The 16,359-nt window shown below is 73.5% G+C and carries 18 protein-coding genes; 12 read left to right on the top strand and 6 right to left on the bottom strand.

What is annotated here, in order from left to right; translation table 11 throughout:
* Positions 1-129: 129 nt before the first annotated feature.
* The 3 genes from ACIQ87_RS04075 (at position 130) to ACIQ87_RS04065 (ending at position 1,838) form a co-directional block, all read left to right on the top strand.
* A complete protein-coding gene (locus ACIQ87_RS04075) occupies positions 130-513 on the top strand; it encodes a F0F1 ATP synthase subunit epsilon (RefSeq protein WP_030057524.1) in 384 nt (127 codons plus the stop codon).
* A 148-nt stretch (positions 514-661) separates the two neighbouring features.
* Entirely contained in the window at positions 662-1,162 is a 501-nt protein-coding gene (locus ACIQ87_RS04070) for a DUF2550 domain-containing protein (RefSeq protein WP_402401194.1), read from the top strand.
* Between the two features lie 103 nt (positions 1,163-1,265).
* Positions 1,266-1,838: a cob(I)yrinic acid a,c-diamide adenosyltransferase gene (locus ACIQ87_RS04065; protein WP_392873091.1), complete on the top strand. Its 573-nt coding sequence runs from the start codon at positions 1,266-1,268 to the stop codon at positions 1,836-1,838.
* An 8-nt stretch (positions 1,839-1,846) separates the two neighbouring features.
* Here the strand turns inward: ACIQ87_RS04065 and ACIQ87_RS04060 are convergent, their stop codons facing one another.
* Positions 1,847-2,440 carry a hypothetical protein gene (locus ACIQ87_RS04060; RefSeq protein ID WP_402401191.1) on the bottom strand — a complete coding sequence of 198 codons (594 nt, stop codon included), beginning with the start codon at positions 2,438-2,440 and terminating at the stop codon, positions 1,847-1,849.
* Between the two features lie 155 nt (positions 2,441-2,595).
* On the opposite strand from ACIQ87_RS04060, the gene ACIQ87_RS04055 reads away from it, so the two are divergent.
* From ACIQ87_RS04055 to ACIQ87_RS04035, 5 genes are all read left to right on the top strand, one after another.
* Positions 2,596-3,804, top strand: a complete 1,209-nt coding sequence (locus tag ACIQ87_RS04055) for a sensor histidine kinase (RefSeq protein ID WP_402401188.1) — start codon at positions 2,596-2,598, stop codon at positions 3,802-3,804.
* Positions 3,801-4,451, top strand: a complete 651-nt coding sequence (locus ACIQ87_RS04050) for a response regulator (protein WP_402401185.1) — start codon at positions 3,801-3,803, stop codon at positions 4,449-4,451. Before ACIQ87_RS04055 ends, ACIQ87_RS04050 begins: the two co-directional genes overlap by 4 nt.
* A 199-nt stretch (positions 4,452-4,650) precedes the next feature.
* Positions 4,651-5,520, top strand: coding sequence for a 3-hydroxyacyl-CoA dehydrogenase family protein (locus ACIQ87_RS04045; protein WP_392873079.1), 870 nt, complete (start codon positions 4,651-4,653; stop codon positions 5,518-5,520).
* 359 nt (positions 5,521-5,879) lie between these two features.
* Positions 5,880-6,209: an STAS domain-containing protein gene (locus tag ACIQ87_RS04040; RefSeq protein ID WP_402401181.1), complete on the top strand. Its 330-nt coding sequence runs from the start codon at positions 5,880-5,882 to the stop codon at positions 6,207-6,209.
* Positions 6,210-6,468: 259 nt separating this feature from the next.
* Complete coding sequence (locus tag ACIQ87_RS04035) at positions 6,469-8,745, top strand: ATP-binding protein (RefSeq protein WP_402401179.1); 2,277 nt, start codon at positions 6,469-6,471, stop codon at positions 8,743-8,745.
* A 4-nt stretch (positions 8,746-8,749) separates the two neighbouring features.
* Here ACIQ87_RS04035 and nucS read toward each other — a convergent pair whose 3' ends face one another.
* Positions 8,750-9,409, bottom strand: coding sequence for an endonuclease NucS (gene nucS, locus ACIQ87_RS04030; protein WP_030057515.1), 660 nt, complete (start codon positions 9,407-9,409; stop codon positions 8,750-8,752).
* Between the two features lie 481 nt (positions 9,410-9,890).
* Between nucS and ACIQ87_RS04025 the strand changes: the two genes are divergently transcribed.
* Complete coding sequence (locus tag ACIQ87_RS04025) at positions 9,891-10,283, top strand: SCO5389 family protein (protein WP_392873067.1); 393 nt, start codon at positions 9,891-9,893, stop codon at positions 10,281-10,283.
* Between the two features lie 82 nt (positions 10,284-10,365).
* Here the strand turns inward: ACIQ87_RS04025 and ACIQ87_RS04020 are convergent, their stop codons facing one another.
* Complete coding sequence (locus ACIQ87_RS04020) at positions 10,366-11,514, bottom strand: LLM class flavin-dependent oxidoreductase (RefSeq protein ID WP_402401830.1); 1,149 nt, start codon at positions 11,512-11,514, stop codon at positions 10,366-10,368.
* 371 nt (positions 11,515-11,885) lie between these two features.
* Here ACIQ87_RS04020 and ACIQ87_RS04015 point away from each other — a divergent pair, with 371 nt between their 5' ends.
* On the top strand, positions 11,886-12,209 hold the full coding sequence (locus tag ACIQ87_RS04015) for an ATP/GTP-binding protein (RefSeq protein WP_402401175.1): 324 nt from the start codon (positions 11,886-11,888) through the stop codon (positions 12,207-12,209).
* Between the two features lie 37 nt (positions 12,210-12,246).
* Here the strand turns inward: ACIQ87_RS04015 and ACIQ87_RS04010 are convergent, their stop codons facing one another.
* Positions 12,247-13,014, bottom strand: a complete 768-nt coding sequence (locus ACIQ87_RS04010; RefSeq protein ID WP_402401172.1) for an ABC transporter permease subunit — start codon at positions 13,012-13,014, stop codon at positions 12,247-12,249.
* 1 nt (position 13,015) lies between these two features.
* The gene (locus ACIQ87_RS04005) at positions 13,016-14,020 is read right to left on the bottom strand and encodes an ATP-binding cassette domain-containing protein (RefSeq protein ID WP_402401169.1); all 1,005 of its coding nucleotides are present in this window, start codon (positions 14,018-14,020) and stop codon (positions 13,016-13,018) included.
* A 93-nt stretch (positions 14,021-14,113) separates the two neighbouring features.
* Between ACIQ87_RS04005 and ACIQ87_RS04000 the strand changes: the two genes are divergently transcribed.
* Both ACIQ87_RS04000 and ACIQ87_RS03995 read left to right on the top strand, forming a co-directional pair.
* A complete protein-coding gene (locus ACIQ87_RS04000; RefSeq protein WP_402401166.1) occupies positions 14,114-14,911 on the top strand; it encodes an alpha/beta fold hydrolase in 798 nt (265 codons plus the stop codon).
* Entirely contained in the window at positions 14,908-15,228 is a 321-nt protein-coding gene (locus ACIQ87_RS03995; RefSeq protein ID WP_402401163.1) for a hypothetical protein, read from the top strand. The genes ACIQ87_RS04000 and ACIQ87_RS03995 overlap by 4 nt, the downstream gene beginning before the upstream one ends.
* Positions 15,229-15,336: 108 nt before the next feature.
* Here the strand turns inward: ACIQ87_RS03995 and ACIQ87_RS03990 are convergent, their stop codons facing one another.
* Positions 15,337-16,266 (bottom strand): cellulose-binding protein, encoded by a 930-nt coding sequence (locus tag ACIQ87_RS03990; RefSeq protein ID WP_316526249.1) that lies wholly within the window; start codon positions 16,264-16,266, stop codon positions 15,337-15,339.
* Between the last annotated feature and the right edge of the window lie 93 nt (positions 16,267-16,359).

The raw sequence follows: 16,359 nt of genomic DNA, 5'->3' as shown, positions 1-16,359 counted from the left end.
ACCCCTCACGTCGCATCGGCTGTGATTCCGGTCAAATCCGTGCCGCCGGTTTCATGCCGGAGGCGCGGGGCCGTTATTCTTACCGAAACTCCCGAGTAATCGGGCGTTGCATGAGCCTAGGAGCCCACGTTGGCTGAGCTGCACGTCGAGCTGGTCGCAGCCGACCGCAAGGTGTGGTCCGGTGCGGCCACCATCGTCGTCGCCCGTACGGCCTCCGGTGACACCGGCATCATGCCGGGCCACACCCCGGTGCTGAGCGTGCTGGAGACCGGCCCGGTCACCATCCGCACGGTGGACGGCGGCACCGTGATCGCCGCGGTGCACGGCGGCTTCATCTCCTTCGCCGACAACAAGCTGTCTCTGCTCGCGGAGATCGCCGAGCTGGCGGACGAGATCGACGTCGCGCGTGCCGAGCGCGCACTGGAGAAGGCCAAGTCGGACCTGGACGAGCACGCCGAGCGGCGCGCCGAGGTCCGTCTGTTCGCGGCGCGCGGCCTCAAGGCCCACGCCTGAGTGCGCCGGACCCCGGCTTAGCGGGGTCGACCGACGGTCCCGGGGACGCGTGAGCGTGACCCCGGGACTGTCGTCGTAGTTGGTAGGTCAGCGCGGTCGCTTGATACGACCGCTACGGGGAACGCGGGTAGCGAGGAGGTAGGTGAGCATGGTCCTCGCGCTTGTGGTGTGTGCGGCGGTCGTGGCCCTGGGAGTGATCGGGCTGATGGCCTTCGCCGTCCGGCGCCGCCTGATCCAGCGGGTCGGCGGCACCTTCGACTGCAGCTACCGGCTCAAAATGCCTGCCGACGCCTCGACGCAGCCCGACCTCGACGAGAACGGCAAACCCACCTCGGCCCCGGTCCCCCCGACCGACGGCAAGGGGTGGGTTTTTGGTATCGGCCGCTACAGCGGTGACTCGATCGAGTGGTTCCGGGTCTTCTCGTACGCCCCGCGCCCGCGCAAGGTGCTTCCGCGCCGGGAGATCGAGGTGCTCGGCCGGCGCTACCCGGAGGGCCAGGAGGAGCTGGCCCTGCTCTCCGGATCGGTGGTGCTGCGCTGCCTGCACGACGGGGCGCCGCTGGAGCTGGCGATGAGCGAGGACGCGCTGACCGGCTTCCTGGCCTGGCTGGAGGCGGCCCCGCCGGGGCAGAGAGTCAATGTCGCGTAGCGACGGGGCTCTCGGGATGGGGCACCCCGGCCGGAGGCCGGGGGAGGGTGAATGTCGCGTAGTGCGGGTTAACGCCGCCTAACCCGGCGGCTACCCTGGCCGCATGGTCAATCTGACGCGCATCTACACCCGTACCGGCGACGACGGCACCACGGCGCTCGGCGACATGAGCCGGACCACCAAGACCGACCCGAGGCTGATCGCGTACGCGGACGCCAACGAGGCCAACGCCGCCATCGGGGTGGCGCTGGCCGTCGGCGAGCTGCCGGAGGACATCACGGCGGTGCTCGTCCGGGTCCAGAACGACCTGTTCGACGTCGGCGCCGACCTGTCCACCCCGGTGGTGGAGGACCCGAAGTACCCGCCGCTGCGGGTGCTGCAGTCCTACGTCGACCGGCTGGAGGCGGACTGCGACGAGTACCTGGCTCGGGTGGAGAAGCTGCGCAGCTTCATCCTGCCCGGCGGCACGCCCGGGGCGGCCCACCTCCACCTGGCCTGCACGGTGGTGCGGCGGGCCGAGCGCTCGACCTGGGCGGCGATCGCGGAGCACGGCGACAGCGTCAACCCGCTGACCGCGAAGTACCTCAACCGGCTGTCCGACCTGCTGTTCATCCTGGCCCGGGTGGCCAACAAGGAGCGCGGCGACGTGCTCTGGGTGCCGGGCGAGAACCGCTAGGGGCCTTCTCAGGGCCGGTCGGCCGGGGTCCTCTCCTTGACCACCCGGCCGTTCTCGACCAGGACGCCGGCCGGCGGCTCCTTGGGCCAGAGCGAGTAGCAGCCGGCCACGATCACGTTGACGACGGCCGCGATGCCCAGCTTGAGGTACCACTGGAGGAAGGTGCCGAAGTGGGCAGCGCCCGCGGAGAGCGGGACGAGCAGGGTGATCAGGCTGAGCGTGATCGCGGCCGACACGACGGTCCGGCCGGCGATCTGCCACTCGTACCTGGTCCGCTCCGGCCCGTACTTCGGTGAGGGCGGCGGCTTGGGGCCGCCGGCGAAGCGGTGCTGGAAGTGCCGGTCGGCCCAGCGCACCAGCGAGGGGCCGTAGCCGATCGAGAAGCCCGCGTAGCTCGCGGCCAGGGCGTGCGTCCAGCTCGCGGTGGCGCCGCCGCGCAGGTCGAGGACGGTGAGGGCGTACAGGGTGAGGTCCACCACCGGCAGGCCGACCAGCAGCGCGGTGCTGGCGCGGCGCCACCGGAGCAGGTAGCGGATGGCGAGGCCGAGGCCGAGCAGGATCCAGAAGGAGATCTCGGCCGCGACGATGAGGGTGACGATCACGTTCTGCTCCCGGACGTTGCGTGGTGCTCCCAGCCTCGGGCGCGGGCGCGCCGGTGTCGTCGTCGCGTGGTGCCGTCCGGGCCTGCATCCTTCGATGTAGCGGGCTCCTCCGTGGACCGGAGCCGGGCGGGGCGCGGGAGTGGTGAGATGGGAACGTGCCGCTCCCCTTCCCCGCCCTGTCCCCGCGCCGCCAGGACCAGCTGATCGCCCTGTTCGGGCTGCTCGGCGGTTCGGTGCTGATCGTCTTCAGGGCGTACGACCAGGCGGGCCGGGTGCCGCCCTGGGTGGTGCTGCCGCCGCTGCTGGTGATGGCGGGGCTGGAGCTGGTCCGGCGGACCAGGCCGGTGCTGGCGGTGTCGCTCGGCGGGCTGGTCTTCGCGGGGAGCGTGTTCGCCGGCAACCTGGTGGCCACGCTGATCATGTACACCGATCTGCTGTACGCGGCGGTGATTTACGGCAGCCCGAGGATGTCCCGGGTACTGCACCTGACCGGTGGGGCCACCGTGCTGGCGCTCTCCACGCTGGCGGCGATCAACGGGGGCACCTCCCTCGCGCTGCTGGTGGTGGTGGTCAGCGCGCTGGTCTTCCTGGGGCCGGTGTGGACCGGTGACGTGGTGCGCAAGCACCGGCAGGAGGCGGAGACCGAGCGGCTGCGGGCGGAACAGACCGCGCTGCTCTCGGAGATGGACCGGCGCGAGGCGATCGGCGCCGAACGGGCGCGGATGGCACGGGAGTTGCACGACGTGGTGGCCAACCACCTGTCGGCGATCGCGATCCACGCCACCGGCGCGCAGTCGGTGGCCAGGCGGCGCCGGCTGGCCGAGGACGACCCACTGGTGGAGGTGCTGGCGGTGATCCGGGAGAACAGCGTCCAGGGATTGGCCGAAATGCGTCGCATGATCGGACTGCTCCGGGACAGCGGCGGGGGAGAGGTGGACGAGTCGTACGCGGCGCCCGACCTGGCCGCGGTGGACACCCTGTTGGCCAAGGCCCGGGCGGCGGGCCAGGACGTCGGGCTGGACTTCGAGCTGGACGAGCGCGGCGAGCGGGGCGAACTCCCGGTGCCGGTCGGGCTGGCCGCGTACCGGATCGTCCAGGAGTCGCTGACCAACGCGCTCAAGCACGCCGGGCCCGGACTGGTCAGTCTGCGGCTGGAGTTCGCGCCCGAGGAACTCCGGATCGCCGTCGACAGTCCCTACCGGGCCGGGCCGGGCCGCGAACTGCCCGGCGCCCGGGCCGGGCTGGTGGGCATGGCGGAGCGGGCCGGGCTGCTCGGCGGCAGCTTCGAGGCCGGGCCGAAGGACGGGTACTGGAGCGTGCGCGCGGTGCTGCCGCGCGCCCACGGGAACGAGGGGCGGGCATGACGATCCGGGTGCTGGTGGCCGAGGACCAGGCGGCGGTACGGGCGGCGCTGGTGATGATCCTGCGCGCCGAGCCGGAGTTCGAGGTGGTCGGGCAGGCCGCCGACGGCGAGGAGGCCGTCCGGCTGGCGCTGGAGCTGCGGCCCGACGTGGTGCTGATGGACGTGCAGATGCCCCGGCTGGACGGAGTCTCGGCGACCCGCCAGGTGGTCGCCGCCGGGGCCGGCCAGGTGCTCGTGCTGACCACCTTCGACCTGGACGAGTACGTCTACGGCGCGCTGCGGGCCGGCGCGTCCGGGTTCCTGCTCAAGGACCTGGAGGCGGACACCCTGGTCGAGGGCATCCGCACGGTGGCGCGCGGGGACGGGATGCTGGCGCCCTCGGTGACCAGGCGGCTGATCGGGGCCTTCGCCCGCCCCGAGCGGCCGGTCGGGCCGGAGGCCAGGGCCGCGGTGGGGGCGCTGACCGGCCGTGAGCGGGAGGTGCTGGCCTGCATCGGGGCGGGGATGTCCAACGGGGAGATCGCGGCCCGGCTGGTGATGGCGGAGGCGACCACCAAGACGCACGTCAGCCGCATCCTGGCGAAGCTGGGGCTGCGCAGCCGGGTGCAGGCGGCGATCCTGGCCCAGGACCTCGGGATGACCGTCTGACCGTACGGCCATCCGTCCGCCCGGCCGTCCGAGCGCCTGACCAGGTCGGTTGCAGATCACACTCTCGATTGCTACTGCACCGGGGATTTGGGCATTAGAGTCCCGGAAACGAGCGACGCGGCTCGCCGGCGGTGACCCCTGCCCTGAGCCGCCTTCAGGGCCCGCCCGCGGGGCGGCGACGGCATCGGGAGACCCAGCCATGAGCAATGCGTCCAGCAAGCAGATCGCCGTGATCGGTGCCGGCCTGATGGGCGCCGGCATCGCCCAGGTGTCGGCGCAGGCCGGCCACCCGGTGGTGCTGCGGGACGTCACCGAGGAGGCGCTCCAGCGGGGCCTGGCGGGCATCCGCGCCTCCTACGGGAAGTTCGTCGCCAAGGGGAAGCTCAGCGCCGAGGACGCCGAGGCCGCGCTGGGCCGGATCACCACCACCACCGACCTGGGCGCCGTCGCCGAGGCCGACATCGTGGTCGAGGCCGTGTTCGAGAAGCTGGAGGTCAAGGAGGGCGTCTTCCGCGAGCTCGACAAGCTCGCCAAGGACGGCGCCGTGCTGGCCACCAACACCTCCGCCATCCCGATCACCCGGATCGCCGCCGCCACCGAGCGCCCGGAGTCGGTCGTCGGCGTCCACTTCTTCTCGCCGGTGCCGATGATGAAGCTGGTCGAGCTGGTCCGCGGCTACAAGACCAGCGACGAGACGCTGGCCGCCGCCCGCGCCTTCGCCGAGGGTGTCGGCAAGGACGTCGTGGTGGTCAACCGCGACGTGGCCGGCTTCGTGACCACCCGCCTGATCACCGCGCTGGTCGTCGAGGCCGCGAAGCTGTACGAGTCGGGCGTGGCCACCGCCGAGGACATCGACACCGCCTGCCGGCTCGGTTTCGGCCACGCGATGGGCCCGCTCCAGACCGCCGACCTGACGGGCGTGGACATCCTGCTGCACGCCGCCGACAACATCTACACCGAGACCAAGGACGAGAAGTTCGCCGCGCCGGAGATCATGGCCCGCATGGTCACCGCCGGTGACCTGGGCCGCAAGAGCGGCCGTGGCTTCTACCCGTACGAGGGCAAGTGAGCCTGCCGGGCTGAACGGCCGCCGGGCCGTGCGATCGGAGCATCGTACGGCCCGCTCCGCCGGGCCGGGTGAGTTTCCTCACGCGGGGTGCCGCAGACGGGTGATTTGGGCGGTAATCGAGCGTAGGTGTGGGGTCGACCTGCGTATATTCCCTCGGACGGGTGAAGTTGCTTCAGATCTGGCCGGAACCAGCAACCTGTGGAGCCGGTTCACCGTCAGATTCAGATGAAGGAACCCGGCATTCCGCCCGGGTCCGGGTGTGGGGCTGCGGCCCGCCCGGATGCACCCATCGCTCCCGCACCCGGTACGACCGGGGCGGACCCGCCCCGCACCAGGCCGTCCAGGCGAAGGAGGAGAGCATGCGCATCACCGGCGACCACACGGCGCTGGCCATCGAAGGCCGCCTCGACGTGCGCACCGCCGCCGACGCGCGGGCCCGGCTGCACCAGGCCGTGGACGGCGGCCTCGGCGACCTCGTGCTCGACCTCGCCCGGCTGGAGTTCTGGGACGCCACCGGGCTCGGCGTGATCATGGGCACCCACCGGCGGGCCGGCCGGATCGGCCGCCGGCTGGTGCTGCGCTCCGTCCCGGCCCAGCTCCAGCGGCTGCTGGTGGCCACCAAGCTGCACCGCATCCTGGCCGTCGACGGCGTGACCGGCGTCGCCGAGGCGCACGGGGTCGCGCTCTAGCCGCTCCGCATCCGCTCCGGCGCCGCGCGCCGGACCGCGCGCCCGCGCACCCCCCGGCCCCACCCGCGCAACGTCGCTGGTCAGCGCCACCGGCCGGTCGTACGCCGCGGACCGCCCTGCACGGGCGGGTCCGAATGTGCAAGAGTCTGCCCGTCAGAAGACGGCCGCCGGGGCTGCCTCCAGCCCGGCCGCGGCCGCTACCGGGACGTCAGCCGGACGGCGCGGGGCGCCGACGGCCGAGCACGATGCGGAGCAGAACGTGGCACAGCCATCCGGGGAGTTCCGGCAGGACGCCGTCCGCACCCGTGGCGGCGAACTGGTCTCCGGTGGCCTGCTGGTGGGCGTCGGCGCTCCGGACGGCTCCGAGGCCGGGCCCTGTCCCGAGGAGTGGCGGCCGCACCCGCGCCGGATCGAACGCAGCGAGCCCGCCCGCGGCCCGGTCGGCGGCGTCGGCCGCGCGGTCGGCCCGCTCGCGCTCGGCGCCGGGCCCGCCGACCTGCCGCTGCTGGACCGCGAGGCCGACATCACCGAACTGCTCGGCCTGCTCGCCGAGGGCCGGTCGATACGCCTGGTCGGCCAGGCCGGCTCGGGCCGCAGCGCACTGCTGTCGGCCGTCGCCGAGGCCGCCGCCGACCTCGCCCCCGGCGGTGTGGTGCAGCTCTGCGGCCACCGCCGGACCGTCCCCGACCTGCTCCAGGACCTCTTCACGGCCACCCACCACGCGCCCGGCTACCGCCCCGACCCCGGGCAGCTGGCCGCCCACCTCGCCGAGGTCGGCGCGATCGTGGTGATCGACGCCGCCGAGCCCTCCGGCGCCGAGCTGGAGCAGCTGCTCGCCGCCGCCCCCGGCTGCGCCTTCCTGATCTCCGCCGCCCCGGACGGCCCGCCGCTGCCCGCCGGCTCCCGGCTCCAGGACCACCTGGTGGCCGGGCTCTCCCGCTCCGCCTGCCTCGCCCTCACCGCCCGGCTGGCCGGGCGGCCGCTGGACGTCGACGAGAAGGCCTGGGCGGTGGACCTCTGGTTCGAGTCCGAGGGCCTGCCGCTGCGCTTCGTCCAGGCCGCCGCGCTGCTGCGCCAGCGGGACCTCGCGGTGGACGCGCTGGTCGCCGCCGAGGACGACCGGATGGACGTCTTCGGAGCCGTCGAGGAGCCCGCCCACGACCCGGACCCGGCGATCCGGGAGAACGCGCTGCGCCGCACCGTCCCGCTGCCCTCGGTGGCGCAGACCGCCTCGCCCGCGGTCCGGCTCGCCGAGGGGTTGAGCGAACCCGCCCAGGCCGTGCTGCGCCTGGCCGTCGCGCTCGGCGGCGAGTGCCCCGCCGCGCCGCACCTGCCGGCGCTGATCGACGTCGGCCAGGGCGAGGCCGCCCTCGCCGAACTCACCGACGCCGGACTGGCGGTGTCCATCGGCGGGCACCACCGGCTGACCGCCGGCGCGCTCGACCTGCTCGCCCCGCACTGGCCGCCCCGCGGCTGCGTCGACGGCGCCGCCCGGCACTTCGCCTGGTGGGTCGGACACAGCTCGGTGACGCTGGAGCAGATCGCCGCCGAGGCGGAGGTGATGATCGGGGTGCTGCTCGCCGACCGCACCGCCGGGCGGCACGACGCGGTGGTCAGGCTCGCCCGCGCGGCGGCGCCCGCGCTGGCGCTGGCGCTGCGCTGGGGCGCCTGGGAGCGGGTGCTCCAGCTCGGTCTGGAGGCGGCCCGCCGCACCGGTTCGGTGGTCGACCAGGCCTGGTTCCACCACGAGGCGGGCGTGCACGCGATCTGCGTCCAGCAGCCCTCCCGGGCCATCGCCGAACTGGAGACCGCGCTCACCCTGCGGAACACGGCGGGCGAGCAGCGCGGGGTGGCCGCCGCGCGCCGGATGCTCGACCTGCTGCGCGCCGACGGCCGGCAGCTGCCCGCCGCCGCGCCCGCGGCGGCGGCGCCCGGCCGCGCCCCGGTGATCCGCAAGATCGCGGCCCGGGTGCCGGCCGGCCTGAAGTCCAGCCGGCGGCGCCGGGCGGCGGTGCTCTCCACGGCGGTGCTGACCCTGGGGGTGCTCGGCACGGCGGTGGCGATGAGTTTCAGCGGGCCGGAGGAGGTCAAGGGGAACGATCCGCACACCAGCCGGCCGGACCGCGGCAGCGGCGCCGAGGACCCGCCGTTCCCGCAGTCCTCCGGCAGCGCCGGGCCGGGGGCGACAGGTGCCGGGCCGGGCAGCCCGGCGGGGCAGGGCGGCAGCCCGGAGCCGTCCGCGAGCGGCAGCGCCTCGCACTCGCCGAGCGCCTCGCCGACGAGGAAGCCGAGCTCCTCGCCGAGCGCGGGCGAGTCCCAGCCCACGCAGCAGCCGCAGTCGCCCGCACCGGGCCAGCCGCAACCGCCGGCCCCGCAGCCGGGTCAGTCCCAGTCGACCGGGGGGCCGTCGCAGCCGACGGAGCCGAGCCGCAGCCCGTCCTCCCCGGCGTCCACCCCGACGTCGCCGCCGGCCACGTCGGGATCGCCGACGACCCCGGGAGGGACGACGAGTCCGGCCGCCCCGGGACCGTCCTGAGCGGTCAGAACAGCTTGAGCTTGTCGTCGTCGATGCCGCGCAGCTCGTCGTAGTCCAGCACCACGCAGCCGATGCCGCGGTCGGTGGCCAGGACGCGGGCCTGCGGCTTGATCTCCTGCGCGGCGAAGACGCCCTTGACCGGGGCCAGCAGCGGGTCCCGGTTGAGGAGTTCGAGGTAGCGGGTGAGCTGCTCGACGCCGTCGATCTCGCCGCGGCGCTTGATCTCGACGGCCACCGTGGCGCCGTCGGAGTCGCGGCAGAGGATGTCGACCGGGCCGATCGCGGTGGGGTACTCGCGGCGGATCAGCGACCAGCCGGCACCGAGCACCTCCATCCGGTCCGCGAGCAGCTCCTGGAGGTGTGCCTCCACGCCGTCCTTGATCAGGCCCGGGTCGACCCCGAGCTCGTGGGACGAGTCGTGCAGCACCTCCTCCAGCGTGATGATGAGCTTCTCGCCGGCCTTGTTCTCCACCGTCCAGACCCCGTCGGCCTCCTTGAGGGCGCACGGCGGGGACATCCAGTTGAGCGGCTTGTAGGCGCGGTCGTCGGCGTGGATGCTGACGCTGCCGTCGGCCTTGACCAGGATCAGCCTGGTGGCGGAGGGCAGATGGGCGGAGAGCCGACCGGCATAGTCGACTGAGCAGCGGGCAATTACGAGACGCACGGTCGACCACGCTAGCCCACCGGGGCCAGTTGATGCGATTCCGCGACGGCAGGGTGAAGGAAGCGCGAACCCGTCCACCATGGAGGGCCTGTGGTCCCGCTCCCCGCCCGTCGAGGTCTGGCGCCGCCCCCTTCGGGTCGCTACGGTGTGTGACGGCACGCTCGCGGGATCGCTGTCAACGGGGATGGAGACTTCAGATGAACGATCCGACGGGATCCGGCCAATCCCGTGCAGCGCAACATATTTCCGAAGCAATCCGCAGGAATGACAGGCCTGTCGCGCCGTTGACTGCCACGCTGTTCTGAGCGCGTTCGGTGTCCAGGACGTCACGTCCCGTGGTGCCGCCGCTGTCGCGAAGGTGCCGGAAACCCCTGTCCCTCGGTGTTCCGGACGTCCCGCGCGAATCAGCCACCCTCACTGTGAGCTTGACCTACGCACGACCACCCGGGCGCCGCGCGGGTGGACCGCGAGAGGAGAATCCATGTCGCTCGACGTCTCACCGGCCCTGCTCGAGAAGGCCGAGCGGGGCGAGGTCGACGAGCGGGAATTCGTCGACTGCGTCCGCGTCTCGCTGCCGTACGCCTGGGACCTGATCAGCTCGTTGGTCGCCCAGGCGAAGGTCGACGGCACCGACTTCGCCGACAACCAGGTACCGCCCCCCAGCGAGAAGGCCCGGGGCCAGCTGCTGCGCGCCCTCGCCAGCGATGCCATCCGGGGCGCCCTCCAGCGCCACTTCGGGGTCCGGCTGGCGTTCCAGAACTGCCACCGGGTGGCGGTGTTCCTGCCGTCGGAGGCCAACGAGGCGCGGTACGACCGCTTCACCTCGGTCCGGGAACAGCTGCTCAACCAGTCCGAGGAACTGCGGGACTGCTGAGCCCCGGCCGTACCGCGCCGCGGCGCCGGCCGCCCCGTCCCCGGGTGCGGGGGAGGGGCGGCGGCCCGGGCCCGGCCAGGCCCTAGCCCAGCTGCGGCAGCACCTCGGAGCCGAGCCGGGCGATGTTGTGCAGGGTCGCCTCCTGGTCGCCGCTGCCCTCGGCGAGCAGGGCGAAGCGCCGGATGCCGGTGCGCTCGGCGGTGGCCGCCAGCCGGTCGGCGCACTGCCGCGGGGTGCCCACCGCGTGCAGGTCGCAGAGCAGCTCGGTGTACTGACGCGGGTCGCGCATCTTGCGCTCGCGGCCGTCCACGGTGCGGTGCGCGCCGAGCCCGTACTCGAACCAGCCGGGCATCGCGTTCAGCAGGGTGGAGCGGGCCGCCGCGGCGCGGTCGTCGACCTGGGCCACCCCGGCCGCGACGTGCTGACGGCCGACCCGGCGCAGCTGCTCCTCACTGCGCCCGGCGGCCAGCCAGGCGGCCCGGTACAGCTCCAGCATCCGCAGCTTGTCGTCGTCCCCGGAGTGCATGCCCAGCAGCATCGGCAGGCCTCGCTCGGCGGCCAGCCGCACCCCGCCCGGCGAGGTGCAGGCGACCACCACGGGCGGGCCGGCCACCGGCCGTCCGTCGGCGGTGAGCTCCTCGCCGAGGCCCTCGTCGTCCCGGCGCTGGCGCGGGAAGCGCACCGGGCCGGACCGCTCGCCCAGGCCGAGCCAGCTGACCAGGCCCGCCCGCCGCAGCGGCTCGGTGGCCCGGGGCACCACGGCGACCTCGGGGAAGGCGAACTGCGGGCCGTCCGCGCCCACCCGGGCGCAGCGCAGCCAGCGCAGCAGCAGGTCCAGCCGCTCCGGGAACCCGGTCTCGAAGGCGTCCACGCCGCCGCCGAACACGTCCAGGTCGATCCACGGCCCGCCGCGGCCCACTCCGAGCGTGAACCGTCCCCCGGAGGTGAGGTGCAGCAGCGCGGCCTGCTCGCCGAGCCCCACCGGGTGGCGGGTGGAGAGCACGCTGACCGCGGTGCCGACGCCGATCCGGCGGGTGCGGCCGAGCAGCATCGCGGCCAGCGTGGCGGCGTCCGGGCACACCCCGTACGGCACGAAGTGGTGCTCGGCCAGCCAGACGCTGTCCAGGCCCGAGCGTTCGGCCTCGACGGCCGCGCTGACGGTGCGCTCCAGCGCCTCGCCGTGGCCCTGTCCGGGGAACTGCGCGGACAGCAGGAACAGGCCGACCCGCACCGGACCGGTGGACGGCGGCACCGCGCCCGCCCGCAGGGCCGCCGGCAGCGGCTCGCCCGCGACGGCCGTCACCGGGGGGACGGAGGTCAGCGTCGGGCCGGGGGCGGGCCGACCGCTCTCGGCGCGGGCGCTGGTCTTGCTCATCGTTGGTCCTCCTCGGGTGCGCGCAGGGTCTGCGGGCCCCGCCTTCTCCCCTTGTGGGTATCCGATGTCATGTGCCAATGGCACGCGGAACCCTGGATTTCCCCGATGATCGGGTGGATCTCGGCAAAAACGCCGAAGTACCGGACGGGGCCGTGGTAGGAGCCGTGGGGTAGCCCGGTCGGCCGTAGGCTGGAACGACCCAGGCCCAGGAGGAGAGGGAGTCCGCCGTGTCGCCGCGCCGCAACCGGATCAAGAGCGCCGCCCCCCAGGAGAGTGCGGAGCCGACCGCCCCGCTCGGCGGTTCGCTGCGCCGTACCGAGACCTATCAGGGCGACGAGTGGGTGGTCCAGACGGTCGCCGGGACGGCGGGGCGGTTCTACCGCTGCCCGGGCTGCGACCAGGAGATCCCGCCGGGGATGGGCCACGTGGTGGCCTGGCCGACGCACGGCGCGGGGGTGGACGACCGGCGGCACTGGCACCGGGCCTGCTGGGGGGCGCGGGAGCGCCGGGCCTCCAACCTGCTGCGGGGCCGCGGCGCTCCGCGGTACTGACGGCCCGCCGCGGGGCCGCCGCGGGTCGCGGGCCCGGCTACGCGTCGCGCTTCTTGAGCACCAGCACGCCGCCGACCAGGGCCGCCGCCGTCCAGACGAGGCAGATCAGGAAGCCGGCCCACGGCCCGTACGGCTGGCCCTGCTGCTCGTACACCAGCGTCATCCGGGAGCCCGCGTAGTCGGGGAAGTAGTGGGCCAGGGTCTTGACCTTCGGCACCGCCGAGAGGATCGGTGAGAGCAGGAAGAAGAACGGCACCAGCACGCCGAGCGCGAGCGTCTGGTTGTGCAGCATCGTGGTGACGCCCGCCGCGAACAGGCAGAGCATCGTCAGGTACAGCGCGGCGCCGAACACCGCGCGCAGCACGTTCGGCTCGGTGATCGTGGTGGAGTGCGAGCCGAGCAGCGCCTGGCCGGCGAAGAAGGTGACGAAGGCCGTCGCCACCGAGACCGCCAGCGCGAGCGCGCCGAGCACCGCCAGCTTGCCGGCGAGCAGGGTGGCGCGCTGCGGGACGGCGGCCAGGGTGAGCCGGATCATGCCGCTGCTGTACTCGTTGCCGATCGCCAGCACGCCGAACACGATGATCACCAGTTCGCCGAGCACGATGCCGGAGAAGGCGGTGCTGGTGGGGTCGAACGGGTTGGGGTCGTGCCGTCGGAACTCGGTGAAGTTGTTGTTGGTGAGCAGCGACAGCAGCGCGCCGACGCCGACCGTGACGACGAAGGTCAGCGCGAGCGTCCAGAGCGTCGAGCGGACGGTGCGGATCTTCGTCCACTCGGAGCGCAGGACCGCGGGGAAGGACGCCATCTCAGATCTTCTCCTGCCGTGCCATGGTGGTCTGCCGGGCGCCGTCCGCCTTCCAGCCGGCGCCCCACTCGGCGGGCGCGCCGGCCGCGTCCCGGCCCGGCCCCTCGCCCGCGTGGTACTCGACCGCGTCGGCCGTCATCTGCATGAAGGCGTCCTCCAGCGAGGCCTGCTGGGGGCTGAGCTCGTGCAGCACCACGCCGTGCCCGGCGAACAGCCCGCCGAGGTGCGCGATGTCCCCGTCGACCACCTCGTAGGAGCCGTCCGGGCCCGGTTCGTGCCGCAGGCCGGCCTCGGCCAGGACGTCGAGCAGCCGCTGGGGTTCCGGGCTGCGCAGCCGTACGGCGGAGCGGGAGTTGCGCCGGATGAACTCCGGCATCGGCAGGTCGGCGAGCAGGCGGCCGCGGCCGATGACCACCAGGTGGTCGGCGGTGACGGCCATCTCGCTCATCAGGTGGGAGGAGACGAAGACCGTCCGGCCCTCGGCGGCGAGGCGCTTCATCAGGTTGCGGACCCAGAGGATGCCCTCCGGGTCCAGGCCGTTGACCGGCTCGTCGAACATGATGATCTCCGGGTCGCCGAGCAGGGCGGAGGCGATGCCCAGGCGCTGGCCCATGCCGAGCGAGAAGCCGCGGGCCCGTTTGCGGGCGACCGGGGTGAGCCCGACCAGGGCGAGCATCTCGTCCACCCGGCGCTCGGGGATGCGGTTGCTCTGGGCGAGCCAGAGCAGGTGGTCGCGGGCGGTGCGGCCGGGGTGGACGGCCTTGGCCTCCAGCAGCGCGCCGATGTACTTGAGCGGCTCGCTGAGCTGGCCGTAGTGCCTGCCGTCGATGGTGACCCGCCCGGCGGTCGGGCGGTCGAGGTCGAGGATCATGCGCATCGTGGTGGACTTGCCGGCGCCGTTGGGGCCGAGGAAGCCGGTCACCACGCCCTGGGGGACCCGGAAGCTGAGGCGGTCCACCGCAAGCGTCTTGCCGTAACGTTTTGTCAGCTCGTGCAGCTCGATCATTCGTGCTCCCTCAGTTCCTTGCCAGGCTAGGACAAAGGGGGTATCGCGGCCCGCTGAGTGGGCCCGCCGGGCGTGCCGGAATAGGTTGGGCGCATGACCCAGAGTCCCTCCGCAGTGTCGGTCCGCGAGAGCGGTACCGGAACACCACTCGTGCTGTTGCACGCCTTTCCGTTGAACGCCTCGATGTGGTCCTCCCAACTGGACGAGCTGCCCGGGCTGACCGGGGACGAAGTGCGCGTGCTCGCCCCCGACCAGCGGGGGTTCGGCGGCACCGCGCTGGGGAGCGACGAGCCCTCGCTGGACCTGGTCGCGGACGACCTCGCCCTGCTGCTGGACGCGGCCGGGATCGAGCGCGCGGTGGTCGGCGGGCTCTCCATGGGCGGCTACGTGGCGCTGGCCTTCGCCCGCCGCCACCCCGGCCGGCTGTCCGGCCTGCTGCTGGCCAACACCCGGGCCACCGCCGACACCGACGCCGTACGGGCCAACCGGGAGCGGATCGCCGCCGCCGTCACCGCGCGGGACAGCGTGCGGCTGCTGCTGGACGAGCAGGTCGCGGCCGGGCAGCTCGGGCCGGAGTCGCAGCACCTGGTGGAGCGGGTGCAGGAGCTGGTCGCCGCCGCGCCGCCGGCCGCCGTCGCCTGGGCCCAGCGGGCCATGGCGGCCCGCCCGGACGCCCTGGACGTGCTGGCCGGCCTGCGGGTGCCGGTCTCGATCGTGGCGGGCGCCCAGGACGCCCTGGTGGCGGTGGAGGAGGCCGAGGCGATGCTGCGGGCCCGGCCGGACGCCGAGCTGACCGTCCTGCCGGGGGTGGGCCACCTGAGCGCCCTGGAGGCACCCGGGGCCTTCGACACCGCCGTGCGCGCCCTGCTCGCCCGGGTGGCCGTCGGATGAGCCAGGAGAGCCAGGACTCGGCGGCCTGGGACTTCTCGGCGCTGGAGGTGACCGGCCGGATGCCCGTGACCAACCGGGGCGAGGGGCTGCTCGAACTGACGCTGGAACCGCTCGGCGAGGACTACTGGATGCGCCCGGGGGAGACCTTCATCGTCACCTCGTACGGCGACTACGGGTCCGGGCACCCCTTCGAGGTGCAGTACTGGCCGGACTCGGTGTCGGTCTGGTGCACCTCCTGGTTCGGCACCGTCTCCGACGACGAGGGCAACCAGCTCAGCAGCGGGTACCAGCGGCCGGACGGCGCCTACCCCAGGTGACGGCCCCGGCCCGACGGGCCCGGCAGCGCCAGGGGCGATGACGGCGCGAAAGCCGACGGGCCCTCACCGGGAGGGTGAGGGCCCGTCGTGCCGTTCGGCCGGTGTGCGTCAGCGCGACTGCTGGGCGGGCACGCCCATGGTGTCGTCGGTCGGCAGCGAGGCGGCGGCCACGGCCGCGCCGGTCAGCGTGGCCAGCATCTCGCGGACGTTGGTCAGCTGGGCGTTGATGCTGTCGCGGCGGTTGGTGAGCGCCGCCAGCTCGCGCTCCGATTCGCTGCGGATCCGGTCGGCCTTGGCGTTGGCGTCGGCCACGATGTCCTCGGACTGGCGCTGGGCCGTCTCGACGGTCTGGCGGGCGCGGCGCTCGGCGTCGGTGCGCAGCTTCTCGGCCTCCAGGCGCAGCTGCTCGGCCCGGTGCTCGATCTCGGCCAGGCGCTTCTCGGCCTTGGCCTGACGGGCGGCCAGGTCGCGCTCGGACTGCTCGCGGCGCTTGGCCAGGTTGGTCTCGAACTCCAGCGCGGCCTGGGCGGCCTTGGTGCGGGTGTCCTCGAAGAGGGCGTCCGCCTCCTCGCGCTTGTTCTGGGCGTCCTTGTTGGCCTCGGCGCGCAGCTGGGCGGCGTCGCTCTTGGACTTGTCGACGATCCGCAGTCCCTCGTCCTCCGCCTTGGCCTTGCGGTCCTTGGCGTAGTTCTCGGCCTCGGTGCGGACCTGCTGCGCGGCGGCCTCGGCGAGCTCGCGGTGCTGCTCGGCGGCGCGGTGCGCCTCGTCGCGCAGGTCCTTGGCCTCCTCCTCGGCGAGTCGCAGGATCTTCTCGACCCGGGCGCCGAGACCGGCGTAGGAGGGCTCCTGCTCCACGACCGCCGCCTGGGCGGACTGGGTCTCCAGGTGGAGTTCCTCGATGCGCTTCTCCAGCGCGCTGATCCGGGTCAAGGCACTGTCACGGTCGGCCACCAGCTTGGTGATCCGCTCGTCGACCTGGGCGCGCTCGTACCCACGGCGCACCAGGTCGAAGCCGTGAGGGGAGTGACTGTCGCTCATGGGGTTCTGGGCTTCCTGTCGTCAAACCGCTGAGGTGGTTGAGGGAATCCTGACACGGTACCGGAGTGTCGACGGCGATATGCCGTTCTCTCA

The organism is Kitasatospora sp. NPDC096204 (assembly GCF_044763205.1).
Taxonomy (GTDB): domain Bacteria; phylum Actinomycetota; class Actinomycetes; order Streptomycetales; family Streptomycetaceae; genus Kitasatospora.
This window is presented reverse-complemented; position numbering and strand designations above follow the sequence as displayed.

What these genes read in the sequence shown, in the direction of transcription:
- ACIQ87_RS04070 (WP_402401194.1), top strand. Translation starts at nt 662, where the DNA reads ATGGTCCTCGCGCTTGTGGTGTGTGCGGCGGTCGTGGCCCTGGGAGTG.
- ACIQ87_RS04065 (WP_392873091.1), top strand. Translation starts at nt 1,266, where the DNA reads ATGGTCAATCTGACGCGCATCTACACCCGTACCGGCGACGACGGCACC.
- ACIQ87_RS04050 (WP_402401185.1), top strand. Translation starts at nt 3,801, where the DNA reads ATGACGATCCGGGTGCTGGTGGCCGAGGACCAGGCGGCGGTACGGGCG.
- ACIQ87_RS04045 (WP_392873079.1), top strand. Translation starts at nt 4,651, where the DNA reads ATGAGCAATGCGTCCAGCAAGCAGATCGCCGTGATCGGTGCCGGCCTG.
- ACIQ87_RS04040 (WP_402401181.1), top strand. Translation starts at nt 5,880, where the DNA reads ATGCGCATCACCGGCGACCACACGGCGCTGGCCATCGAAGGCCGCCTC.
- ACIQ87_RS04025 (WP_392873067.1), top strand. Translation starts at nt 9,891, where the DNA reads ATGTCGCTCGACGTCTCACCGGCCCTGCTCGAGAAGGCCGAGCGGGGC.
- ACIQ87_RS04010 (WP_402401172.1), bottom strand. Translation starts at nt 13,014, where the DNA reads ATGGCGTCCTTCCCCGCGGTCCTGCGCTCCGAGTGGACGAAGATCCGC.
- ACIQ87_RS04005 (WP_402401169.1), bottom strand. Translation starts at nt 14,020, where the DNA reads ATGATCGAGCTGCACGAGCTGACAAAACGTTACGGCAAGACGCTTGCG.
- ACIQ87_RS04000 (WP_402401166.1), top strand. Translation starts at nt 14,114, where the DNA reads ATGACCCAGAGTCCCTCCGCAGTGTCGGTCCGCGAGAGCGGTACCGGA.
- ACIQ87_RS03995 (WP_402401163.1), top strand. Translation starts at nt 14,908, where the DNA reads ATGAGCCAGGAGAGCCAGGACTCGGCGGCCTGGGACTTCTCGGCGCTG.
- ACIQ87_RS03990 (WP_316526249.1), bottom strand. Translation starts at nt 16,266, where the DNA reads ATGAGCGACAGTCACTCCCCTCACGGCTTCGACCTGGTGCGCCGTGGG.